The sequence below is a fragment of the Streptomyces sp. WP-1 genome (assembly GCF_030450125.1).
In the GTDB taxonomy this organism is placed as follows: domain Bacteria; phylum Actinomycetota; class Actinomycetes; order Streptomycetales; family Streptomycetaceae; genus Streptomyces; species Streptomyces incarnatus.
This window is the reverse complement of sequence record NZ_CP123923.1, coordinates 5,338,096-5,361,172: the sequence shown is the minus strand read 5'-3', so window position 1 is coordinate 5,361,172 and position 23,077 is coordinate 5,338,096. Positions and strand designations below refer to the sequence as shown.

At 72.2% G+C, this 23,077-nt stretch carries 22 protein-coding genes; 5 read left to right on the top strand and 17 right to left on the bottom strand.

Annotated elements, in window-relative coordinates:
- Positions 1 to 79: 79 nt before the first annotated feature.
- The gene (locus QHG49_RS23620; protein ID WP_145488250.1) at positions 80 to 775 is read right to left on the bottom strand and encodes a TerB family tellurite resistance protein; all 696 of its coding nucleotides are present in this window, start codon (positions 773 to 775) and stop codon (positions 80 to 82) included.
- 184 nt (positions 776 to 959) lie between these two features.
- Complete coding sequence (gene leuA / locus QHG49_RS23615) at positions 960 to 2,681, bottom strand: 2-isopropylmalate synthase (protein ID WP_145488248.1); 1,722 nt, start codon at positions 2,679 to 2,681, stop codon at positions 960 to 962.
- A gap of 373 nt (positions 2,682 to 3,054) precedes the next feature.
- Between leuA and QHG49_RS23610 the strand changes: the two genes are divergently transcribed.
- Together QHG49_RS23610 and QHG49_RS23605 are read left to right on the top strand one after the other, a co-directional pair.
- Complete coding sequence (locus tag QHG49_RS23610; protein ID WP_301491149.1) at positions 3,055 to 4,125, top strand: M4 family metallopeptidase; 1,071 nt, start codon at positions 3,055 to 3,057, stop codon at positions 4,123 to 4,125.
- 52 nt (positions 4,126 to 4,177) lie between these two features.
- Positions 4,178 to 4,444 carry a protealysin inhibitor emfourin gene (locus QHG49_RS23605; protein WP_159701234.1) on the top strand — a complete coding sequence of 89 codons (267 nt, stop codon included), beginning with the start codon at positions 4,178 to 4,180 and terminating at the stop codon, positions 4,442 to 4,444.
- Here QHG49_RS23605 and QHG49_RS23600 read toward each other — a convergent pair.
- On the bottom strand, positions 4,441 to 5,451 hold the full coding sequence (locus tag QHG49_RS23600) for a hypothetical protein (protein ID WP_301491148.1): 1,011 nt from the start codon (positions 5,449 to 5,451) through the stop codon (positions 4,441 to 4,443). The two genes, QHG49_RS23605 and QHG49_RS23600, sit on opposite strands and share 4 nt — an antisense overlap.
- 149 nt (positions 5,452 to 5,600) lie before the next feature.
- On the opposite strand from QHG49_RS23600, the gene QHG49_RS23595 reads away from it, so the two are divergent.
- A complete protein-coding gene (locus QHG49_RS23595; RefSeq protein ID WP_301491147.1) occupies positions 5,601 to 6,917 on the top strand; it encodes a GH1 family beta-glucosidase in 1,317 nt (438 codons plus the stop codon).
- Entirely contained in the window at positions 6,914 to 8,167 is a 1,254-nt protein-coding gene (locus QHG49_RS23590) for an MFS transporter (protein WP_301491146.1), read from the top strand. Before QHG49_RS23595 ends, QHG49_RS23590 begins: the two co-directional genes overlap by 4 nt.
- Before the next feature lie 24 nt (positions 8,168 to 8,191).
- Here QHG49_RS23590 and era read toward each other — a convergent pair whose 3' ends face one another.
- From era to QHG49_RS23560, 6 genes are all read right to left on the bottom strand, one after another.
- A complete protein-coding gene (era, locus tag QHG49_RS23585; RefSeq protein ID WP_145488236.1) occupies positions 8,192 to 9,145 on the bottom strand; it encodes a GTPase Era in 954 nt (317 codons plus the stop codon).
- 5 nt (positions 9,146 to 9,150) lie between these two features.
- Positions 9,151 to 10,224 (bottom strand): WxL protein peptidoglycan domain-containing protein, encoded by a 1,074-nt coding sequence (locus QHG49_RS23580; RefSeq protein ID WP_301491143.1) that lies wholly within the window; start codon positions 10,222 to 10,224, stop codon positions 9,151 to 9,153.
- A complete protein-coding gene (locus tag QHG49_RS23575; protein ID WP_301491142.1) occupies positions 10,221 to 11,543 on the bottom strand; it encodes a beta-xylosidase in 1,323 nt (440 codons plus the stop codon). Before QHG49_RS23575 ends, QHG49_RS23580 begins: the two co-directional genes overlap by 4 nt.
- A 168-nt stretch (positions 11,544 to 11,711) precedes the next feature.
- Positions 11,712 to 12,185, bottom strand: coding sequence for a hypothetical protein (locus tag QHG49_RS23570; RefSeq protein WP_159701252.1), 474 nt, complete (start codon positions 12,183 to 12,185; stop codon positions 11,712 to 11,714).
- A gap of 231 nt (positions 12,186 to 12,416) precedes the next feature.
- Positions 12,417 to 12,782, bottom strand: coding sequence for a cytidine deaminase (locus QHG49_RS23565; protein ID WP_301491140.1), 366 nt, complete (start codon positions 12,780 to 12,782; stop codon positions 12,417 to 12,419).
- 28 nt (positions 12,783 to 12,810) lie between these two features.
- Complete coding sequence (locus QHG49_RS23560) at positions 12,811 to 13,632, bottom strand: helix-turn-helix transcriptional regulator (protein ID WP_145488389.1); 822 nt, start codon at positions 13,630 to 13,632, stop codon at positions 12,811 to 12,813.
- Between the two features lie 164 nt (positions 13,633 to 13,796).
- On the opposite strand from QHG49_RS23560, the gene QHG49_RS23555 reads away from it, so the two are divergent.
- A complete protein-coding gene (locus QHG49_RS23555; RefSeq protein WP_301491139.1) occupies positions 13,797 to 15,248 on the top strand; it encodes an MFS transporter in 1,452 nt (483 codons plus the stop codon).
- Between the two features lie 17 nt (positions 15,249 to 15,265).
- Here QHG49_RS23555 and QHG49_RS23550 read toward each other — a convergent pair whose 3' ends face one another.
- The 8 genes from QHG49_RS23550 to QHG49_RS23515 all read right to left on the bottom strand — a co-directional run bounded on the left by QHG49_RS23550 (position 15,266) and on the right by QHG49_RS23515 (position 23,071).
- Positions 15,266 to 16,285 carry a S66 peptidase family protein gene (locus QHG49_RS23550; protein WP_301491138.1) on the bottom strand — a complete coding sequence of 340 codons (1,020 nt, stop codon included), beginning with the start codon at positions 16,283 to 16,285 and terminating at the stop codon, positions 15,266 to 15,268.
- Positions 16,286 to 16,325: 40 nt separating this feature from the next.
- Complete coding sequence (locus tag QHG49_RS23545; RefSeq protein WP_301491137.1) at positions 16,326 to 16,685, bottom strand: MmcQ/YjbR family DNA-binding protein; 360 nt, start codon at positions 16,683 to 16,685, stop codon at positions 16,326 to 16,328.
- On the bottom strand, positions 16,682 to 17,968 hold the full coding sequence (locus tag QHG49_RS23540; protein ID WP_136101315.1) for a hemolysin family protein: 1,287 nt from the start codon (positions 17,966 to 17,968) through the stop codon (positions 16,682 to 16,684). Before QHG49_RS23540 ends, QHG49_RS23545 begins: the two co-directional genes overlap by 4 nt.
- An 8-nt stretch (positions 17,969 to 17,976) precedes the next feature.
- The gene (gene ybeY / locus QHG49_RS23535) at positions 17,977 to 18,474 is read right to left on the bottom strand and encodes an rRNA maturation RNase YbeY (protein ID WP_159701261.1); all 498 of its coding nucleotides are present in this window, start codon (positions 18,472 to 18,474) and stop codon (positions 17,977 to 17,979) included.
- A 12-nt stretch (positions 18,475 to 18,486) separates the two neighbouring features.
- Positions 18,487 to 19,563, bottom strand: a complete 1,077-nt coding sequence (locus QHG49_RS23530; RefSeq protein WP_145488227.1) for a PhoH family protein — start codon at positions 19,561 to 19,563, stop codon at positions 18,487 to 18,489.
- 134 nt (positions 19,564 to 19,697) lie between these two features.
- Complete coding sequence (locus QHG49_RS23525) at positions 19,698 to 20,840, bottom strand: carbohydrate kinase family protein (protein ID WP_145488225.1); 1,143 nt, start codon at positions 20,838 to 20,840, stop codon at positions 19,698 to 19,700.
- 315 nt (positions 20,841 to 21,155) lie between these two features.
- On the bottom strand, positions 21,156 to 22,145 hold the full coding sequence (locus QHG49_RS23520; RefSeq protein ID WP_145488224.1) for an adenosine deaminase: 990 nt from the start codon (positions 22,143 to 22,145) through the stop codon (positions 21,156 to 21,158).
- Between the two features lie 20 nt (positions 22,146 to 22,165).
- On the bottom strand, positions 22,166 to 23,071 hold the full coding sequence (locus QHG49_RS23515) for a ribonuclease Z (RefSeq protein ID WP_159701264.1): 906 nt from the start codon (positions 23,069 to 23,071) through the stop codon (positions 22,166 to 22,168).
- Between the last annotated feature and the right edge of the window lie 6 nt (positions 23,072 to 23,077).

The window sequence follows — 23,077 nt, the reverse complement described above, 5'->3', positions numbered from 1 at the left end:
TGCTGCCCCCGGTACGGTCGGACGCCACTACTCCGTTCGAGGTAATCGAGCGGGAGCAGGCGGGGCGCCCCGCCGTGGGTCAGGACGGGGTGCGGGCCGCCTCCAGGAGCCGGGTCACGTCCTCGGCGGGGAGCGTCAGGGCCGCGCCGACCGTGGTCAGCGCGTCGCGTTCGGCGGGCGTGTAGGGGCCGTCGGCGAGGGCGATGTGAGCGCCCTGGAGGAGCAGGGCCTCGCGCCCGGCCGGGGCGAGGTGCGGGGCGAGCGGGTCCAGCGCCTCGTGCAGCTCTATCGTCAGGCCGGCCCCGCAGGGCCCGCCCAGGACCCGCCCGGTGTCGGCGGCCAGGGCGTCGACCAGGGCGGCGAGCTGCTCCTCGGTACAGTCCTCGACGCCGCCCGCGCGGACCGCGGCGCAGGCCGTCTCCAGGGACGCGCGGGAGCCGGTGCCGCCCGCGGCGAGGACGGCGAGGGCGACGGTGTGCACGCTGTCGCGGAGCATCGCGGAGAAGCGCCGGGTGGTGGGGTGGTCCAGGACGTCGGTGCCGTAGTGCCGGCCGCAGGCGGCGCACTCCACGACGGGTCCGGTGGTCCCGCGCGGCAGCACCGGCACCCCGAGCAGGGTGAGCCGGCGGCGTCCGGTGAGCCGCTGGTAGTTGCGGTCGCCCCCGCAGCCGGGGCAGTAGAACTCGCCGTCACCGACGGGTGTCCACGCGGTGCGCGTGCCCAGGACGCACAGGGCCCTGGTGGCACGGTCGTCTCGTCCCCTTACCGGCAGCACGTCGCACCTCCCTAGAGCACGGCACCATCGCCGCGCTGGCGTGATGTTAGCCACATCACGGAGGCTGAGTCAGTACCCCGGACGAGACCAGTCTGTGACCTGTCCGGCCCTATGGCCGAGAAGCGACGAGGCTCCGGCCGCCGTATGCGGCGACCGGAGCCTCGAAACCCCCGGTGGGGGTGGGTCAGCGGGTGGCGCGGTTGACGGCGGAGACGACCGCCTTCAGCGAGGCACGCGTCGTGTTCGCGTCGATGCCGATGCCCCACAGGACCTGGCCGTCGATCGCGCACTCGATGTACGAGGCGGCCTGCGCGGAGGCGCCCTCGCTCATCGTGTGCTCCTGGTAGTCCAGCAGGCGCACATCGATGCCGACGGCCTGCAGGGCGTCGAAGAAGGCCGAGATCGGACCGTTGCCGGAGCCGGTCAGCACGCGGTCCTCGCCGTCCACGGTGGCCTCGACGGTCAGCGTGTCCACGCCGTCGTTGTCCGTGGTCGACTGGCCGTTCCTGACCTGGATGCGGCCCCACGGGTTGGCGGAGTTGGGCAGGTACTCGTCCTGGAAGGCCGCCCAGATGTCCTTCGGGGTGATCTCGCCGCCCTCGGCGTCCGTCTTGGCCTGGATGATCTTCGAGAACTCGATCTGCATCCGGCGCGGCAGGTCCAGCTTGTGGTCGTTCTTCAGGACGTACGACACACCGCCCTTGCCGGACTGCGAGTTGACGCGGATGACGGCCTCGTAGGAGCGGCCGACGTCCTTGGGGTCGATGGGCAGGTACGGCACCGCCCACTCCAGGTCGTCCACCGTGACGCCCTTGGCCCGCGCGTCGGCCTCCATCGCGTCGAAGCCCTTCTTGATGGCGTCCTGGTGGGAGCCGGAGAAGGACGTGTAGACCAGGTCGCCCACGTACGGGTGGCGCGGGTGGACCTCCATCTGGTTGCAGTACTCCCACGTACGACGGATCTCGTCGATGTCGGAGAAGTCGATCTGCGGGTCGACGCCCTGGGAGAACAGGTTCATGCCCAGGGTGACCAGGTCGACGTTGCCGGTGCGCTCGCCCTGGCCGAACAGGCAGCCCTCGACGCGGTCGGCGCCGGCCATCAGGGCCAGTTCGGCCGCCGCCACCGCCGTACCGCGGTCGTTGTGCGGGTGCACGGACAGGCATACGTACTCACGGCGGGACAGGTTGCGGTGCATCCACTCGAAGCGGTCCGCGTGCGTGGAGGGGGTCGAACGCTCCACCGTGGCGGGCAGGTTGAGGATGATCTCGCGGCCCGGACCCGGCTGGTAGACGTCCATGACCGCCTCGCAGACCTCCAGGGCGAAGTCCAGCTCGGTGTCGGTGAAGATCTCCGGGGAGTACTGGTAGCCGAACTCGGTCTCCGGGCCCAGCAGTTTCTCCGCGTACTCCATCACCAGGCGGGTGCCGTCGACGGCGATCTGCTTGATGTCGTCCCTGGAGCCGCGGAAGACGACCCGGCGGAAGACCGGGGCGGTGGCGTTGTACAGGTGGACGGTGGCGCGGCGGGCGCCCTTCAGGGACTCCACGGTCCGCTCGATCAGGTCCTCGCGGGCCTGGGTCAGGACGGAGATCGTCACGTCCTCGGGGATCGCCCCCTCCTCCTCGATGATCGAGCGCACGAAGTCGAAGTCGGTCTGGCCGGAGGCGGGGAAGCCGACCTCGATCTCCTTGTAGCCCAGCTTGACCAGCTGGTCGAACATCCGGCGCTTGCGCTCGGGCGACATCGGGTCGATCAGGGCCTGGTTGCCGTCGCGCAGGTCGGTGGAGAGCCAGCGGGGAGCGACCGTGATCCGCTCGCCGGGCCAGGTGCGGTCCGGGATGTCCACCTGGTCGTAGCGGCCGTACTTGTGGATCGGCAGGGAACTGGGCTGCTGGCGATTGGCCATGGTGCGTGGCTCCTCAAAGGGGTCCGGATGTCCGAGTGGACGGCCGACGACGCAACGCCAAGCTCCGCGGGGAGGGAGTCGGCCTCGACTACAGACCCTCGCCGCGGCAGCTAAGAAGAAGCAGCACGAATCGCATGATGCAGCGCAGCCTAGCCGAGCGGTTCAGGATGTGGGGACGCCGTCCAGTATGCGGGACCGGTAGGACAAATAGGGCATAAAGTGCGACAGGCCACAGGGGTGCCGCACGGGCCACGCACGGGGGGCGCGCAGTCGTACCACAATGTCACGCTCCGTCGCGCCCTCTGTCCCGGTATTTCACCAATCATGGTTGCGAGTAGTGACTTTGGCGTCACTCAGTGCAATGGTCGATGACATGACGACGAGGAACGGGGCCCTCGAGCCCGTCTTCTGCACGATCGTGCCACCGCACGTCCTCGACCAGCTCTCCCGGACCGCGGACCCGGATGTGTCGGCACCCGCACGCCGCTCCCTGGAACACGACGCCTACCAGCGCACCCGTCGGCGGCTGACCACGGTCATCGGCGCGACCGCCGTCGCGCTGCCCGAGGGCGCCGCCGCCGACCAGCCGCACCGCACCATCTACGACACCCACCACTCCCAGGACCTGCCCGGCGACAAGGTCCGCGAGGAGGGCTCGGACCCCGGCTCCGACGCCTCCGTCAACCGCGCCTACGCCGGCCTCGGCGCCACCTTCGAGCTGTATCTGAAGGTGTACGGCCGCCACTCCATCGACGGCAACGGAATGCCGCTCGACGCCACCGTGCACTTCGGGGAGGGCTACGACAACGCCTTCTGGAACGGCGAGCAGATGGTGTTCGGCGACGGCGACGGGAAGGTCTTCCTGGACTTCACCATCCCGGTGGACGTCATCGGCCACGAGCTGACCCACGGCGTCACCCAGCACACCGCCAACCTGGAGTACTTCGGCCAGTCCGGCGCGCTCAACGAGTCGGTCTCCGACGTCTTCGGCTCGCTGATCAAGCAGTACGCGCTGGGCCAGACCGCCGCCGAGGCCGACTGGCTGATCGGCGCGGGGCTCCTCGCCCCGGGCGTGCACGGCACCGCGCTGCGCTCGATGAAGGCCCCGGGCACGGCGTACGACGACCCGAACCTCGGCAAGGACCCGCAGCCCGCGACCATGGAGCACTATGTGCGCACCGGCCGCGACAACGGCGGGGTGCACATCAACTCCGGCATCCCCAACCACGCCTTCTACCTGGCCGCCAAGGCCCTCGGCGGGCACGCCTGGGAGAAGGCGGGACAGGTCTGGTACGACGCGCTGACCGGCGGCGACCTCAAGTCGGACGCGCAGTTCGCCGACTTCGCCACGCTCACCGTGAAGGCGGCGCGCCACCGGTTCGGCGCCGACGAGCTGGAGGCCGTGCAGAAGGCGTGGGAACAGGTCGGGGTGCATACGCGGTAGTACGTACCCGGTAGTCCCCCCGCGGCGGCGTCCGCGCTGCGACACTGGACCCATGCGGATTCAGGTGACGCGCACAGGCGGTTTCGCGGGCATCGAGCGCCGGTCCGAGGTGGACACCTCGGACCGGCCCGACGCCGAGGAATGGCAGGCACTGGCCGGACGCGTCCTCGCGTCCGGCCAGGCCCTCCCGCCGGCCGGTGTGCCGGACGGGTTCAGCTACGAGATCACGGTGGACGACCGCACGGTGTACGCGGCCGACCCCCGACTCACCGACGACCAGCGGGAGTTGGTCAGCCGGGTGCTCAAAGAGGGCGCCTAGCAGTAGCCCCTCCGGAGGAAGCCGCGCTGGTTCGGGTCGCCGAGGTCCAGCGGGATGTCGACGTGGCTCGGCAGCTTCCGGAAGGACGCGTTCGGCAGGATGAACTCCCGCCCGGTGTACCGCTGTCGTACGGTCTGGTCGTCGGCGGACTCGCACACGAACGGGTTGGCGTACGTGTTGTAGCCGAGGCCCACGCCGGTGTTGAGGAACCCGGCGTCCTGGCACTGGTACAGCACCCCGCGCAGGGCGGCTGCGTCGCGCGGGCCGGTGTAGCCGGACTGGAAGTTGGCGAAGCAGGCCAGCGAGGACGCGCCGTCGTACGGGGAGGGTCCCGCGGCGGCCAGCGCGTCCAGGAAGTCGCGGCTGCACCCGATCGCCGCCGAGGGCGCCGCGCCCTCGAGGAGCCGGCTGCGCCGGCACCCGGTCACGTCCTGGAAGGCGCCGACGACGTCCTCGCCCCGGCCGAGGCGTGAGTAGGCGAGCACCAGGTCGCGCTGGGCGGCCAGCGGGTAGGCGTCCGTGTGGCCGAACTTCTCGTCCAGCAGCCGGAACCAGGTCTCGAAGGCCGGGACCTGGGCGCGGGTGCCGGACGGCAGGGTGTAGACGGCGAGATCGGTCGGGGTGTCCCAGCTGTCGAGCCCCGGGTAGCCGACGAAGGACAGGACGCCGATGCCGGTCTTCGGGGGCTGGGCGCCGTACCGGCTGCGCAGCTGGAGGTACCGCTCCAGGTTGGTGTTCGAGCCCGCCCACGCGTACCAGAAGCCGCTCGGGTAGAGGGTGGTGTCGCCCCGGGTGTGGGTGGTGCCGAACAGGGTCGGGGAGACGCAGCGCACCTGGCGGGCGTCCCAGGCGGCCTTGTACTCGGCCGGGGTGGAGATGCAGGCCGCGGGGTCGCGGCGGGTGTCGGCGAGCGCGCCGGGCACGCCGCCCAGCAGGACGAACAGACACGCCGCGAGCACGGTGAGCAGCCGTGTGCGCGGCCCGGTGGTCAGCTGATGGACTGTCATACGGTTCAGTTTCGGAACCATCGGGCCGCGAATGCCAGTCGATTGGGCCATGCGGCCCACATCCGGTGACCGCTGGAGCCGCCGGGCGCACGGGCGTTGGCCCGCGCACGGGCGTTGACTTCGTTACCGGCGGTACGGATGATCCGGCCATGGCGACTGACGCACGCGATCCGATCCCCCGGTTCCCGGCCGGCTTCCTGTGGGGCGTGTCGACCTCCGCCCATCAGATCGAGGGGGCGGCCGACCGGCGCGGCCCCTCGGTGTGGGACGTGTTCACCGCCGGGCCGGGCCGGGTGAAGGACGGCTCGACGGCGGCGGTGGCCTGCGACCACTACCACCGCTACCCCGAGGACGTGGCGCTCCTGGCCGGTCTCGGTGTGGACGCCTACCGCTTCTCCGTCTCCTGGCCCCGCGTCGGCTCCCCGGGCGGCCTGGACTTCTACGACCGGCTGGTGGACGAGCTGTGCGCGGCGGGGGTACGGCCGGTCCCCACCCTCTTCCACTGGGATCTGCCCGCGTCCCTCGACTGGCTGGAGCGGGACACGGCGTCCCGGTTCGCCGACCATGTGTCCGTGGTCGCCGAACGCCTGAACGACCGGGTCGCCAAGTGGATCACCCTCAACGAGCCCGCCGAGCACACCCTGCTCGGCCATGCCCTCGGCGTCCACGCCCCCGGCCGGCGGCTGCTGTTCGACGCCCTCCCGGTGGCCCATCACCAGCTCCTCGCCCACGGTCTCGCGGTGCGGGCCCTGCGCGCGGCCGGCGCCGCCGACATCGGCATCGCCAACTCCCACGGCCCGACGTGGCCGGCCTCGCCCGACCCGGCGGACGCGGAGGCGGCGGACTTCTACGACACCCTGCTCAACCGCCTCTTCGCGGACCCGCTCCTGCTGGGCGAATACCCGGCCGGACTGGGTGAGTTGATGCCTTCAGCCGACATCGCGGCGGACCTGAAGGTGATCGCGGAACCCCTCGACTGGTACGGCGTCAACTACTACGCCCCGACGCTGGTGGGCGCCCCGCTGGGTACGGAGTCGGAGTTCGGCGGCGTGCCGATACCCGCCGAACTCCCCTTCTCCGTAAGGGAGATACCGGACCGGCCCCGGACCGACTTCGGCTGGCCGGTGGTCCCGGAGGGGCTGACCGAGCTGCTGTGCGGCTTCCGGGAGCGCTACGGCGACCGGCTCCCGCCGGTCGTCATCACCGAGAACGGCTGCTCGTACGAGGGCCTCGACGACCAGGACCGCATCGCCTACCTGGACGCCCATCTGCGCGCCCTGCACGCCGCGTTGACCGCCGGGGTGGATGTGCGCGGCTACTTCGTGTGGTCCCTGATGGACAACTTCGAGTGGGCCGAGGGCTACGCGCGGCGCTTCGGTCTGGTGCATGTGGACCACGAGACGCTGGAGCGGGTGCCGAAGGCGTCGTACCACTGGTTCCGGGATGTGCTGCGGGCGCAGAGATGACCACCGGCCGCCCGCCGGCCGCGCTCACCGAGCCGGCCGCGCCGGTGGGGCGGGGCTGGACGGCGGCCCTCTCGCTGGCCAACGGGGCGATCTGGGTGGGCTGGTTCGGCCCGCTACAGATCCTGCTGGCCTCCCAGGCGAGGGACCTCGCGCCCGGCACCGGGATGTCCAAGGAGACCCTGCTGGCCTGGGTGACCGGGGCGGGCGCGGTGGTGTCCCTGCTCGCGAACCCGTTCTTCGGCGCGCTGTCCGACCGTACGACCGCTCGGGCGGGCCGCCGTACCCCGTGGATCGCGGCCGGGGCGGCGGGCGGGGCGCCGGCCCTGCTGCTGCTCGCGGGCGCGGGCGGGCCGTGGTCGATGGTGCTCGGCTGGTGCCTCGTCCAGCTCGCCCTGAACGCGGCCTTCGCGGCGGTGACGGCGGCGGTTCCGGACCGGGTGCCGAGGCGCCAGCGGGGGGTGGTGGGCGGCTGGTTGGGCGCGGCGCAGATCCTGGGCGTGGTCGCGGGCACGGGGCTCGCGACGGCGGCGGGCGGGATCGGCGCGGGGTACGCGGCCTGCGCGGTGTGCGCGGCGGCGGGCGCCCTGCCGTACCTCCTCCTCTTCCGCGACCTCCCCCTCCCGCCCGGGGACCGGCCCCCGTGGTCCTGGCGTGGGTTCCTCGCGGGCTTCTGGCTGAGCCCGCGCCGGTATCCCGACCTGGGCTGGGCCTGGCTGACCCGTTTCCTGATCAACCTCAGCAACTCGCTGGTGCTGCTGTACCTGCTCTACTACCTGCGCGACCGCGTCCACTACCCCGACCCCGGCCGGGGCGTCCTCGTCCTGACGGCGGTCAACGGTGTGACGCTGCTGGCCACGGTGGTGCTGGGCGGCGCCTGGTCCGACCGCACGGGCCGCCGCAAGCCGTTCGTGGTCTGGTCGGGCGTGCTGATGGCGGTGGCGACCGGGACCCTCGCGGGCTGGCAGACCTGGCCCGGCGCGGTGACGGCGGCCGCCGTCCTGGGCATCGGCTTCGGCGTCTTCACCTCCGTCGACTTCGCCCTGATGACCGACGTCCTCCCCCACGCCCTCTCCCGGGCCAAGGACCTGGGCCTCGTCAACGTGGCCAACGCCCTCCCCCAGGCGGCCGCCCCGGCGCTGGCGGCGCCGCTGGTGGCGTACCTGGGCGGATACCGGACCCTGTATGCGGTGTCGGCGCTGATCGGGCTGGCGGGGGCGGTGCTGGTCGGGCGGATCAGGGGGGTGGACTGAAGGAGGGGTGGCCTGAAGGGACGGTCAGAAGCCGAGCTTGCGGAGCTGCTTCGGGTCGCGCTGCCAGTCCTTGGCCACCTTGACGTGCAGGTCCAGGAAGACCGGGGTGCCCAGGAGCGCTTCGATCTGCTTGCGGGACTTGATGCCGACGTCCTTGAGGCGCTTGCCCTTGGGGCCGATGATGATCCCCTTCTGGCTGGGGCGCTCGATGTAGACGTTCGCGTGGATGTCGAGCAGCGGACGCTCCGCCGGCCGGTCCTCGCGCGGCAGCATCTCCTCCACGACCACCGCGATGGAGTGCGGCAGCTCGTCGCGCACGCCCTCCAGCGCCGCCTCGCGGATCAGCTCGGCCACCATCACCTGCTCGGGCTCGTCCGTGAGGTCGCCCTCGGGGTAGAGCGCGGGGCCCTCGGGCAGCAGCGGCACCAGCAGGTCGGCCAGCAGCTCCACCTGCTTGTCGCCGACCGCCGACACCGGCACGATCTCCGCCCACTCGAACCCCAGCTCCTTGCCGAGCTGATCGATGGCGATCAGCTGCTCGGCGAGGGCCTTGGAGTCCACGAGGTCGGTCTTGGTGACGACGGCGACCTTGGGCGTCTTCTTGATCCCGGCCAGTTCCTTCGCGATGAACCGGTCACCGGGGCCGAGCTTCTGGTCGGCCGGCAGACAGAACCCGATCACGTCGACCTCGGCCCACGTCGTGCGCACGACGTCGTTCAGCCGCTCGCCCAGCAGTGTGCGCGGCTTGTGCAGCCCGGGGGTGTCGACCAGGATCAGCTGGGCGTCGGGCCGGTGCACGATGCCCCGCACCGTGTGCCGCGTGGTCTGCGGCCGGTTCGAGGTGATCGCCACCTTCTGCCCGACCAGAGCGTTCGTGAGGGTGGACTTGCCCGCGTTGGGGCGGCCCACGAAGCAGGCGAAGCCGGCGCGGTGGACGGTTTCCGCCGGCTGCTCGGATGACTGGGTGCGAACGCTCATGCCGTTCATTGTCCCTGATCCCGGAGCCCCCGCCGCACCGCGAAGCGATGGTTACGCAACGTCACCAATACGTCACGGAAACGTACCCTCATCCGCCACCCGGCCACCACCGCCACCACCGCCACCACCGCCACCACCATGAACACCAGCACCACCAGCGGCAGCCACGGCACCGCGTAGAACGACGTCCCCGCCGTCGCCGACGCCCCCCGCGCCCGCGCGCTCACCGCGACCGCCACCCGGTCGAGCACCGGCGTGCCGCGCCAGGTCTCGGTGAGCCGTACCGACTGCCCCGGCAGCAGCTCCGCCGGTACCCGGGCCGCCCGGCGGTCCAGCAGGGTGCGGCCGAACAGTCCGCGCGCCGTCAGCTCCACGCTCGGCCGCAGCGTGACGTTGCCCGTGTTCCGCAGGGTGTACGACACGGTCGCCGTACCCGTGCCGAGGAAGAGCGACCGGTGGCGGCCGAGGCTCGGCCGGGAGACCGCCAGCGCGGGCAGCGCCGGACCGCCGACCCGCAGATACACCCGCGCGCCGACCGCCCGCCGGATCCCCAGCGCGAGCCTCCCGCCGCCCGGCTCGGTCCGCTCGTCCAGCGCGACGACGGCCCCGGGATGGTCCCCGGGCTCCGCGCCGGCCGGCACCCGCAGCGTGAACGGCACGGTCACGGTCCGATGCCCCGGCACCGTGATCCGGGACCTGGCGAGCCGCGCCCACGCGCCCACCCCGCGCATCGTCTCGTCCACCGTGCGCACGGCGAAGCCGCCGTCCCGGGGGGTGTTGTAGGCGTCGGCCGCGTAGAGCCGGAAGGTGAGCGGCCCGCCGGTCCTGTTCTGGACGGCGACCTTGTCGGTGAGGGTCTGGCCGGGGTCGGCGGAGAGGTAGAAGTAGGGCCGGGCCGATGCCTGGGCGGCGACCGGGTACACGGACCAGCTGCCGTTGTCGGCGGCCCGCGCGGGCACGGCGGGGAAAAAGGGCAGCAGCAGGCCGAGCGCGACGACGTAAGCCGCGCGCAGGGCCCGGGACCCCCACGGCCGGGAGCGGGCCGGGGCACGGGCGGGTGCGGGCGCCCGTACGCTCATGACAGCGTCAGCGTGAGCACGCCGGAGTACGCGCCCGGAGGCGTGAACGCCGGTACGGCCAGGGAGAGTCCGGCGTCGACGGTGAACTCGCCGCCGGTCAGCGTCCCGTCCGGCGTCCCCGCGAGGGTGGCCCCCGAGGAGCCCACCGTGCCCGCCGAACCCGCCGTACACGTGCTGGGACTGCCCGCCCCGGTCGCACACGACGGTGTCCAACTCAGCCGGTCCGCGCCGATCTTGCCGCCCGGTCCGGTGAAGTCGGTGACCCTGCCGGTCAGCGACCAGCCCGCCGGACCGCCGCGGAAGTCCTTGACCGTGACCGTCCGGAGCGCGCCGGTCGAGGCGCCGCCCCGGCCGAAGTCGACCCCCGACAGCGCGACCGAGTCCCCGGCCTGGGTCATGGCGAGCGTGCCCGCCCTGACGCTCGTGGTGAGCTTCTGACTGCCGGGCGGCACCGGCGTGTCGACGACGTAGGCCGCGGGGCCCGCGCCGGTGTCGGCGTTCCAGGAGGCACCCTCGTACGCGACGATCCCGGTGGTCGAGGTGTCGTTCACGACGAGGGAGCCGCTGAAGGAGCCCTGCCCGTCCGCCGTCACGCTCGCGGTGTCCCCGGTCTGGGTGGTCCCGGAGCGTCCGGCGAGGGTGACGGCGGCGCCCGGGGTGAAGCCCGTACCGCCGACCCTGACGCTCGCGCCCGGGTCGCCGGTGGCCGAACCCAACGTGATCGCGCGGGTGTTGGCCGGGGTACCCGCCGTCGCCGTGATGGTCTCGGACGCCGGTGCGGGCGGGTTCGTGACCGTGCAGGGGGTGTCCAGTTCCATGATGTAGCTGGTGTGGATGTTGTAGTCGCCCGGCGCGAGGGTGATCTTCCCGGGCTTGGTGACGGTGAACGTGCCCGTCATGGAGAAGGACGGGAAGGCGGCCTTCCCCGGCACCGGGGGGTTCTTCTTCGGCCCGGCGACCGTGATGTCACCGCTCTGGGCGCCGCCCAGCGTGACCTTGCCGGTCGGGGTCATGATGTCGGCGGGCAGCGCCAGGTCGGTGGGGTTGCTCGCGGCGGCCGTGACCACGGTGTAGGTGACGGTGACGGTGTCGCCGACCTTCGGGCCGGTGTCGTCCGCCGACACGGTGGCGGTCGTGGTGCCGTCGATCGGCGGCAGGCCCGCGATGGCGGGCGGGACGCAGTGCGTGGCGAAGTCCACGTCGGTGCCCGCGGCGCCGGCCGGGCAGGCCAGCGCGCCGCCCGCGCCGGCCACGAGCGCGGTCGCACCGAGCAGTGACGCCCAGCGCCACCGTCCGGATCTTCGGGTGATGAGACCCATGGGGCCCCTCCTGAGGGTGGTGGGCGCGGCCGAACGGGCGCCCCGACAGGGGGCATTGGCGGGGCGGCGGGACGAGAAGTCAAGAAGGATGCCGCAGAATCCTGACGGCTCGTCAGTTCCCGCGGCATCCGGGGGCGGACCGGAACGGGCCGGTCGGCGGGGGCGGGCTCAGAACACGAACGGGCCCGGCGACTGGTGACCGCTCGCGGTGCACGTCACGGTGACGCCGAAGATCACCATCTTCAGCGAACCGCCGTACGCGTCCAGGCTGTACCCGGAGGCGACGGTCCCGGAGAGCGGGCCGACGCTGACCGGGGCGCCCGGGTTCATGACCGGGTTCTTCGTGCCGCTGAACACGACACTGCCGCCGCCCGCCCTGGCCATGGTGAGCGTGGAGGTGATCGAGTCCGCGGCCACCGTGACCGGGGCGGTGATCGCGGTGGAGGTGAGGCTCAGGGTGGCCGAGGTGCCGCTCTGGGTGGCGGTGAGCGTGGCCGTGCCGCCGCCGAAGATGCCGCAGCTCGCGGTGATGGTCGCCGTCTGGGGAGTGACGGCGGACGCGGAGGGTGCGAGGGCGAGACCGGTGACCGCGAGGGCCCCGGCCGCCAGGGCCGCACCGGTTGCCGTGCGCTTGGCTCTCATGGGGATCCGCTTTCCTTCCTGCTGGGCACGCCGGACGTGCCGGGTGGGGTGATCGGAAGGTGCGCCGACGAGCGGCAGGCCGGCCGGGCGGGTGCGGACGCGCCGGACGGCGGTGCGGATCTGACGGGTCGTCGGGACGTACGCGTTCATTGACGCGCGCGCCCCGCGCCCCAGCAAGGTCGAATTCCAGCCGACCTTTCGGTCGGTTTCCCCCCGGCTCGCCGCGGGCGGTCAGCCCTCGGAGCGGCCCGCGGCGGCGGTCGTACGGACCGTGCCGTCCGCCCCCGCGAGCAGCACCGGCGTGTCCGCGCCCCCGAGGTCGGCCACCGCGGCCAGGTCCTCGGCCGGTACCGACTCCGCGTCGCCGACCACGGCCGCCGCCTCCAGTGACGCGGCCCCGGACGCCACCGCCATGGCGACGGCGGTGCGCAGCGCGCTGAGCTTCAGCGAGGGCAGGTCCACCGTGGCGGCGACATAGGTGCGCCCGGTGTCGTCCCGTACGGCCGCGCCCTCGGGCACTGCGTTGCGGGCCCGCGCGGAACGGGCCAGGGTCACGATCTTGCGGTCCTCGGGGTCAAGCGCGCTGCTCTCGGTCATGCCCCGAGCATACGAAGGGGTACGACGCTCATCCCGCCACGGGGTACATCGCGCCCCGGCGGCCCTCCGGGGAGGCCAGCCACTCCAGCTTCTCGGCGGTGTTCGCCTCGTCCAGCGGGGTGTGCAGCACGATCATCAGATCGGGGCGGGCGGGTACCTTCAGGACCGTCGACTCCACGACCAGCAGCCCGGCCAGCGGATGCGACAGCTCCTTGCGCACCTGCCCCTGGTCCTCGATGTCCCGCTCGGCCCACAGCGCCGTGAACTCCGCGCTGGCGGCGCTCACCTCGGCCAGCACCTCGCGGAAGCCCTCGTCGTCGGGGCGCGCCGCGCAGGCCGCCCGGAACTGCGCCACCACCGTGCGCGCGTTGCGCTCCCAGCTGTGGCTGCGCTCGCGGTACAGCGGGTCGGTGAAGAAGTCGATCAGGCAGTTCTGGGTGATGCCGGGGCGCATGCCGAGCACGATCGCGGCCGCGTCGTTGTACTGCACGCAGTTGTAGTAGAGGTCCATGATGTGCGCCGGGTACGGCATCCAGGTGTCGATCAGCCGCCGCAGCCCGTCGCACATGTCCTTGCGGCCGGGCACCACTTGGGGCGTCGGCGGGTTCAGTCCGGCCAGCAGATACAGGTGCCGGCGCTCGGCGTCGCTGAGCCGCAGCACCCGCGCGACCGCGTCCAGCACCTGCGGGGAGACGGAGATGTCCCGCCCCTGTTCCAGCCACTGGTACCAGGAGGCGCCCACCCCGGCGAGCACGGCGACCTCCTCGCGGCGCAGTCCGGGCGTACGGCGCCTGCCGCCGCCCGCGGGCAGTCCGGCCTCCTCGGGACGGACCCGGGCGCGCCGGCTCATCAGGAACTCCCGCAGTTCGTCACGCCGATGACTGCGCGTCGCCTCAGCAGCGGCCACGTGCCGCCCCTCCCCCGTCGGTCCTGTGCGGTGGCCTGTCTGGTGGTGCCACCACCACCATAAGTTCCGACTCCCCACCGGTATTCCGTTCGCCCGAAGCTCTTTCCATGGCGATCGACACCACCACCCAGACCTCCCCCGCAGCGGTCACCGCGGCGCCCGGCATCCCCCGGTTGTCGACGCGTGACAAGCTGGTCCTGTTCGTCCTGTGCGCGGCCCAGTTCATGGTCGCGCTGGACTTCTCCGTGCTGAACGTGGCGCTGCCCGACCTCGGCCGCGACCTCGGCATGAGCCGGTCCGCGCTCCAGTGGGCCGTCACCGCGTTCGCGCTGCCCTCCGGCGGCTTCCTGCTGCTGTTCGGCCGCGTCGGCGACCTCTTCGGGCGCCGCAGACTCTTCCTCACCGGCCTCGCCCTGTTCGGCGCGGCCTCGCTGCTGTCCACCCTGGCCTGGGACCCGGCCTCGTTCCTCACCGGGCGCGCCCTCCAGGGGCTCGGCGCGGCGGCGATCGTGCCGACCGGCATGTCCCTGCTGACCACCACCTTCCCGGAGGGGCCGGCCCGCGACCGCGCCCTCGGCATCTCCGGCACCCTGCTGTCGCTGGGCTTCACCATCGGCATGGTCGCGGGCGGCACCCTCACCGACACCTTCGGCTGGCGCTCCACGATGGCCCTGCTGACCCTGTTCGCGCTGATCGTGCTGCCGCTGGCGCCGGGCCTGCTGCCGGAGTCGCTCCCCCATAGCCCTAAAGGCATGGGAGGTACCCCCATCCCGGACCGCCCGCGTCTGGACGTGCCCGGCGCGATCACCGTCACCACCGGACTGCTGTCGCTGATCTACGCCCTGTCCACCGCCGCCGACCACGGCTTCGGCCGCCCCGATGTCCTCGTGGCCCTGGTCGCGGGTCTCGTGCTGCTGACCGCGTTCGTGCTGGTGGAGGCCCGCTCGGCGGCGCCCCTGGTGTCGCTGCCGATGCTGCGCCGGCGCACGGTGGCCTGGGGCAACATCGGCGGTCTGGTCACCTTCTCGATGATGTCCACGATCGTCTTCGTGCTGACCCTGTACCTCCAGGAGATCCTGGGCCTGTCCGCCTTCGAGACCGGGCTGGTCTTCGGCTTCCAGGGCCTGCTGTCCGTGGTCGCCGGCACCCTCGCCCCGAAGGTCATCGGCCGCCTCGGCGCCCGCCGCACCCTGGTCGCCTCGCTGACCGGCCAGGGCGCGCTGACCGCGACGCTGCTCCTGCTGAACACCCATGCCTGGTCGGCGTGGCTGGCCGCGGCCGCGGTGGCGCTGGCCAGCATGTGCCACCTGGGCGCGATCATCTCGTACGGCGTGACGGTCACCTCCGGTGTCCCGGACGAGGAACAGGGCCTGGCCACCGGCCTGGTGACGTCCACCCAGCAGGTCGGCATCACGGTCGGCATCCCGCTGCTCGGCGTGCTGGCCACCACCTCCGGCGACCTGCTGACCGGCGTGCACACGGTGATCGCCCTGGACACGGCGATCGTCCTCGGCGCAGCGCTCCTGATCGGGCTGGGCCTGCGCCGCTCCAGGGCCTGAACTCCAAGCCCCGGCTCTCAGTCCAGGGTCTGGATGATCTCGCTCCGCGCGGCCGTGTGCACCACACGGCCGCGCGCGCCGTCGACCAGCGGGAGGTACGGCGCCACATGCCCGCACTCGACGTCGGCGAGGACCGGCACGCCCAGCGGCCCGAGGGCGTCGAGGACGGCCGCGTCCTGGGTGAGGGTGGGCGCGTCGGGGGCGTGGGTGCGGCCGACGAGGACGGCGGCGGCCCGGTCGAAGAATCCGGCCAGGCGCATGCCGTGCAGATGGCGTGCGATGACGAGCGCGTCGTCCTCGCACGCCTCGACGTGGACGAGCAGCGGTTCACCGGCCGCGAACCGGGTGGTGTCGAGGTAGCGGCTCCCGGCGAGCGGGGCGACGGTCTCGACGCAGCCGCCGATCAGCCGCCCCTCGACGTCCACGTCCCCGTCGCCGTCGAGCCGCCGCCAGCCGCCCGCGCCGTCCAGGGTGAACTCGTCGGTCCCCGGGTCGCGGATCCAGTCGTCCCGGCCGCCGGTGCGGTGCCGGCCGGGCGGAGTCTGGGCGAACGGCTCGCCCTGGGGCGCGGCCACGATGTCCAGCCAGGACACCAGCCCCTCGGGCACCCGGTACGGGGTGTCCATGAGGTTGTTGCCGTGCACGGTCGCCACCCCGGTCAGCAGGGTCAGCGGGGCGAGCACGGTCGACATGTCCGAGTAGCCGACGAGCCAGGTGGGTTCGGCCCGGCCGATCGCCTCGAAGTCCAGGTGGGACATCAGGTCGATGGCCGTCTCGCCGCCCCACGGGGGCACCACGGCCCGGACGGCGGGGTCGGTCAGCATCTGCGTCAGCTCGGCGGCGCGGTCGGCGGCCGGAGCGCTGATGTGGGTGGTGCCGTCCATGCACCGGCCGACGACCACCTCGTAGCCGCGCCTCTCGACCTCCCTGATCGCGACATCGAGGCGGCCCCGGAGCGGCCCGGCCACGCCCGAGGAGGGGGAGGTCACACCGACACGGTCACCGGGGCGCAGGGGGCGCGGGTATCGCATGGTCATACGGGATGCTCTCGAATCCCCCGGGCCCCGGGCAACGCGATTACGGCCGGTCCAGCCGCAGCCGCTCCGCCCTCGGCAGAGCCGCGACGACGAGGTCGTACGAGTCCTCGATCAGCTCGCGCAGCAGCGGGTCCGGCAGGCCGCCGTCGACGGTGACGGTGTTCCAGTGCCGCTTGTTCATGTGCCAGCCGGGGACGATCAGACCCTCGTGGTCGGCGCGCAGCCGTACCGCGTCCTCCGGGTCGCACTTGAGGTTGACCGTCAGGGGCCGCGCGTCCAGGTTCGTCAGGGCGAACAGCTTGCCCAGCACCTTGAAGACCGAGGTCTCCGGACTGAACGGGAAGTCCTCCACGGCCGCGTTGAAGGACAGGCAGAAGGCGCGCAGCTCCTCGGGTCTCACTCGGCCTTCGTCTCCTCGGCGGGCTCCACCAGCACGGTGACGATCTTGTTCCGGCGGCCGGCGGAGGACTCCGCGGTGAGCTTCAGCCGCCGCTCGTCGGGGAGTTCGACCTCGGCGGACGCGCCCGCGATGGGGACCCGGCCGAGCGCCTTGGCGAGCAGTCCGCCGACGGTCTCCACGTCCTCGTCGTCGTACTCCTCCAGGCCGTACAGCTCGCCCAGGTCGGTGATGTCCAGGCGGGCGGTGACCCGGAAGCGGCCCTCGCCGAGGTCCACCACGGGCGGCAGTTCCCGGTCGTACTCGTCGGTGATCTCGCCGACGATCTCCTCCAGGATGTCCTCGATGGTGACGATGCCCGCGGTGCCGCCGTACTCGTCGATGACGACGGCGACGTGGTTGCGCTCCTTCTGCATCTCGCGCAGCAGGTCGCCCGCGTTCTTGGTGTCGGGCACGAAGACCGCCGGGCGCATCGCGGTGGAGACCAGGTCGCTCTCCGCGTCCCGGCTGATGTGCGTCTTGCGGACCAGGTCCTTGAGGTAGACGATCCCGACGATGTCGTCCTCGCTCTCCCCGGTGACCGGTATCCGGGAGAACCCGGAGCGCAGGGCGAGGGTGAGGGCCTGCCGGATGGTCTTGAAGCGCTCGATGGTGACCAGGTCGGTGCGCGGCACCATGACCTCGCGCACCAGGGTGTCGCCCAGTTCGAAGACGGAGTGCACCATCCGGCGCTCCTCGTCCTCGATCAGCGACTCCTTCTCGGCGAGGTCGACCAGCGCGCGCAGCTCCGCCTCGGAGGCGAAGGGGCCGCGCCGGAAGCCCTTGCCGGGGGTGAGCGCGTTGCCGATGAGGATCAGCAGCGAGGGGATCGGGCCCATCACCCGGGCCAGCGGCACCAGGACGTAGGCGGCCACGGTCGCGGTGTTCAGCGGGTGCTGGCGGCCGATGGTGCGCGGGGAGACCCCGACGGCGACGTACGACACCAGGACCATCACGGCGATGGCGACCAGCAGGGCCTGCCAGGTGGCCGAGAACGCCTCCAGGCAGGCATAGGTGACCAGGGCCGCGGCCGCCATCTCGCAGGCGACGCGGACCAGCAGGGCCACATTGAGGTAGCGGGTGGGGTCGGCGGCGATCTGCGCCAGCTTCTCGCCGCCGCGCCGCCCGGACTTCACGGCCTCCTCGGCCCGGAAGCTGGAGACGCGGGCGAGGCCCGCCTCCGCGCAGGCGGCGAGCCAGGCGACGACGACCAGCGCGATCGCGCCGATCACGATCTGCGGGGACATCCGGCCGCTTACGAGACGGTCGGCGCCGGAGACGGGCCGGTCAGCCCGTGCTCGGCCCGCCAGCCGTCCACGATGGCGGCCTGCAGCCCGAACATCTCGGCCTTCTCGTCCGGCTCCTCGTGGTCGTAGCCGAGCAGGTGCAGCACACCGTGGACGGTGAGCAGCTGGAGCTCCTCGTCCATGGAGTGCTGCGTCGGGGCCTCGGCCCCCTGCCTGGTCGCGACCTCCGGGCACAGCACGATGTCGCCGAGCAGCCCCTGCGGGGGCTCCTCGTCGTCCTTGCCCGGTGGACGCAGCTCGTCCATCGGGAAGGACATGACATCGGTGGGCCCGGGCAGATCCATCCACTGGATGTGCAGCTGCTCCATGGCGGCTTCGTCCACGACGATCACCGAGAGCTCGGAGAGCGGGTGGATGCGCATCCGCGCGAGCGCGTAGCGGGCGATGTCGAGGATCGCCTGCTCGTCGACCTCGGTGCCGGATTCGTTGTTGACGTCGATCGACATGCTCGTGCCGGTCTACTTCCCCTTGGTGCCCTTGGCGCCGGTCCTGCCACGGCCCGTGTGGGAGCCGTTCTCCGTGCCGTTCTTGCTGTCGTACTTCTCGTACGCGTCGACAATACGGCCCACCAGCTTGTGCCGTACGACATCGTGGGACGTCAGCCGGGAGAAGTGCACGTCCTCGACGCCCTCCAGGATCTCCTGGACCTGGCGCAGACCCGACTTGGCGCCGCCCGGCAGATCGACCTGCGTCACATCGCCCGTGATCACGATCTTCGAGTCGAAACCGAGGCGGGTGAGGAACATCTTCATCTGCTCGGGGCTCGTGTTCTGGGCCTCGTCCAGGATGATGAAGGCGTCGTTGAGCGTGCGCCCGCGCATGTACGCCAGCGGCGCGACCTCGATCGTCCCGGCGGCCATCAGCTTGGGGATGGAGTCCGGGTCGAGCATGTCGTGCAGCGCGTCGTACAGCGGGCGCAGGTAGGGGTCGATCTTCTCGTAGAGCGTGCCGGGCAGGAAGCCCAGCCGCTCGCCGGCCTCGACCGCGGGGCGGGTCAGGATGATCCGGTTGACCTGCTTGGACTGGAGGGCCTGGACGGCCTTGGCCATGGCCAGGTAGGTCTTGCCGGTACCGGCGGGGCCGATGCCGAAGACGATCGTGTGCTTGTCGATGGCGTCGACATAGCGCTTCTGGTTGAGGGTCTTGGGGCGGATGGTGCGGCCGCGCGAGGACAGGATGTTCTGCGTCAGCACCTCGGCCGGGGTCTCCGAGCCTTCGCTCGTACCGTTGTCGCTCGCCTTGAGCATGGCGATCGAGCGCTCCACTGCGTCCTCCGTCATCGGCTGCCCGGTGCGCAGCACCAGCATCATCTCGTCGAACACGCGTGAGATCAGGGCGACGTCGGCGGGATCGCCGACCGCGCTGATCTCATTGCCCCGGACATGGATGTCGGCCGCCGGGAAGGCCCTCTCGATCACGCGCAGGAGGGAGTCGCCGGAACCCAGAACGGTCACCATGGGGTGCTGGGCGGGGACGGTGAGCTGTGCTCTCGCCTGCTCCTGCGTGGGGGTGTGAGCTGTGGGTGTCTGTGTCATGGGCCGGCGCGAAGGCCTGGTGCTTCCTCCTCCTCGCGACCGCACAACCTAGGGCGGCCTCGTCGGTGTCCAGGGTACGCCGGACGGTTCAGAAGCCTGTAGGACTTTTCCGCCGGTCGGGGGGTGCCCGCCCGTCAGCCGGGGCCCCGGAAGCCGATCGTGGGCACGGCCCGGCGCAGCGGCCAGGGGCGGTCCAGCTCCTCCGGGACCAGCCGGTCGAGGAAGGCGTACCGCTGGAGCGCCATGGGGTCCTGGGCGGGCACGGACTGGACCCGCCGCCACCAGGCGCCGATCTCCGACCAGCCGGGCGCCGACAGGGAGCCGCCGAACTCCTGCACGGACAGCGCGGCCGTGAGCCCCGCGAACGCCAGCCGGTCGGCCAGCGGCCAGCCCGCCAGGGACCCGGTCACGAACCCGGCGACGAAGACGTCCCCCGCGCCCGTGGGGTCCAGCGCCTCCACCGCGATCGCCGGGACCTCCGCGGCCTCGCCGGTACGGCGGTCCACCGCGTACGCGCCCTCCGAGCCCAGCGTCACCACCGCCACCGGCACGTACTCGGTGAGCGCGTGCGCGGCCAGCCGGGGGCAGTCGGCACCGGTGTACCGCTTGGCCTCCTCGGCGTTGGGCAGGAACGCCTCGCAGTGTTCGAGGTCGGAGAGGCCCGCGAGGTCCCAGGCGCCGGTCTCGTCCCAGCCGACGTCGGCGAAGATCCGGGTCCCGCCGCGCGCGGCCTGGGCGATCCAGGGGGCGCGGCGGCCCGGGGTGAGGGAGGCGACGGCGGCGCGGGCGCGGGGCGGGCAGTCGGGGGCCGGCTCCTCCGGCGGCGGCTCGTGGCCGTGCGAGACCATGGTGCGCTCGCCCTCGTACGCCATGGACACGGTCACCGGCGAGTGCCAGCCGGGGACCGTGCGCGACGGTGTGAGGTCGATGCCCTCGCCCTGTTCGAGGGCGTCCCAGCAGTACTCCCCGTAGTGGTCGTCCCCGAAGGCCGCCGCGAGCGAGGTCCGCAGCCCGAGCCGGGCCAGCGCGCTGGCCATGTTGGCGACCCCGCCGGGGCTGGAGCCCATGCCGCGCGCCCAGGACTCGGTGCCGCGCACGGGCGCCGAGTCCAGGCCGGTGAAGATGATGTCGAGGAAGACGGTGCCCGTGAGATAGACGTCCCAGGGCGGGTCCCCGGGGGCGCGCCGCGCGGCGAGCGGATCGACCTGGGCCTGGCGGTGGCCCGCCCGGGTGAGGTGCTCGGGTTCCTCTCCGATGAGGGTGTGCGACGAGGTCACGGTGCGCTCCCTGGTGTGCTGGGTCTGGCCAGTGTGCACCACCGGGGCCGCCGAGCACGGGCATACGGCCGGGGATGCGCGCACCTGGGCAGGTCCGCGCGCACAGCGAAGAGCCCCGCCCCGCACACGGCGGGACGGGGCTCTTCGGTGGAGCGCCGGGCAGGCCTTGCACCTGCATTTCCCCGCAGGAAGCGGGGCGTCTTTCCTTGGACCACCAACGCACTGTCCGGCTACCGGAGTTCCGGCGGCCTCGACATGATCAATCATAGCCCATGCCGGGGCCGGTGCCGGACACGCGTGGGACAGACGCACGCGTCAGAACGCGTACGCGTCCACCTCGGCGAGACAGCGGGCGCGGCGCTCCTCGTCGTCCTCCAGGAAGGAGGCGAGGAAGGAGTTGCGGGCCAGTTCGCGCAGCCGGTCCTCGGTCAGGCCGAGACTCTCGCGCACCGCCCGGAAGTTGTCGTCGGCGTACCCGCCGAAGTAGGCCGGGTCGTCGGAGTTGACCGTGCACAGCAGCCCCGCGTCCAGCATGGCCGGCAGCGGGTGGTCGGCCAGGGTGTCCACCGTGCGCAGCCGGACGTTGGACAGCGGGCACAGAGTGAGCGGGATCCGCTCGCGCACCAGCCGCTCCACCAGCTCGGGGTCCTCCATGCAGCGCAGTCCGTGGTCGACGCGCTCGATGCCGAGCAGGTCCAGGGCCTGGGTGATGTACTCCGGCGGGCCCTCCTCACCGGCGTGCGCCACCCGGCGCAGCCCGAGCCCGGCGGCGGTCTCGTACACCTGGCGGAACTTCGCCGGCGGGTGCCCGACCTCGGCGGAGTCCAGGCCGATGCCGGTGATCCGGTCCAGGTACGGCCGGGCGGCCTGAAGGGTCTCCAGCGCGGAGTCGGCGGACTCGTCGCGCAGGAAGCACAGGATGAGCCTGGTGGAGACGCCGTGGTTCTCCTCGCTGCGGCCGAGCGCCCGCCACAGCCCCTCCACGACGGTGCCCATGGCCAGACCCCGGGCGAGGTGGGCCTGCGGGTCGAAGAAGATCTCCGCGTGCCGTACGCCCTGCGCCGCGGCGCGGGTCAGATAGGCGTTGGCCAGGTCCTCGAAGTCCCGCTCGGTACGCAGGACGGTCATCAGCTCGTAGTACAGGTTCAGAAAGGACTGGAGGTCCTCGAACCGGTACGCCTCGCGCAGCTCTTCCGTGTCGGCGTAGCGCAGCTTCACGCCGTTGCGGGCGGCCAGGTCGAAGGCCAGCTCCGGCTCCAGGGTGCCTTCGATGTGGAGGTGCAGTTCTGCTTTGGGGAGGGGCATCAAAGCATCGTACGGCGCACTTACCGTCGTTTCGGAACCGGCACTCGCTGAAGGTCGTACGCCACGGTCAGCTCGCCCCCGAAGCCGGCGGCCCGTGCCTGCCGCTCGAACTCCTCCGGTTCGGAGTACCGCTGGCTGAAGTGGGTGAGCACGAGGTGCCGCACCCCCGCCTCCCGCGCGACCGCCCCCGCCTGCCCGGCCGTCAAGTGGCCGTGCTCCACGGCGAGTTCCTCGTCCTCGTCCAGGAAGGTGGACTCGATGACCAGCAGGTCGCAGCCCTCGGCGAGGGTGTGCACGCCCGCGCAGAGCCGGGTGTCCATGACGAACGCGAACCGCTGTCCGCGCCGTACCTCGCTGACCTCCTCCAGCGTCACGTCCCCGAGCCGCCCCGCGCGCTGGAGCAGCCCCACGTCCGGCCCCTCGATGCCGTGCGCGGCGAGCCGCTCGGGCAGCATCCGGCGGCCGTCGGGCTCGGTCAGCCGGTAGCCGTACGACTCCACCGGGTGCGAGAGCCTGCGGGCCTCCAGGGTGTACGACGGCGTCACCGCGAGGGTGCCGTCGGCGGTCACCGGGACCTCGGTGACGCCGACGGTCTCCCGGTACGCGGTGGCGTACCGCAGCCGGTCGAAGAAGCGCTGCCCGGAGGCCGGGTAGTGCGCGGTGACCTCGTGCGGCACCCGGTCCAGGTTGATGCGCTGGATGACCCCGGCGAGGCCGAGGCTGTGGTCGCCGTGGAAGTGGGTGACGCAGAGCCGGTTCAGGTCGTGCGCGGCGACCCCGGCGCGCAGCATCTGCCGCTGGGTGCCCTCGCCGGGGTCGAAGAGGATGCCCTCGCCGTCCCAGCGCAGCAGATAGCCGTTGTGGTTGCGGTGCCGGGTCGGGACCTGGCTCGCGGTGCCGAGGACGACGAGTTCACGGACGGACACGGCACT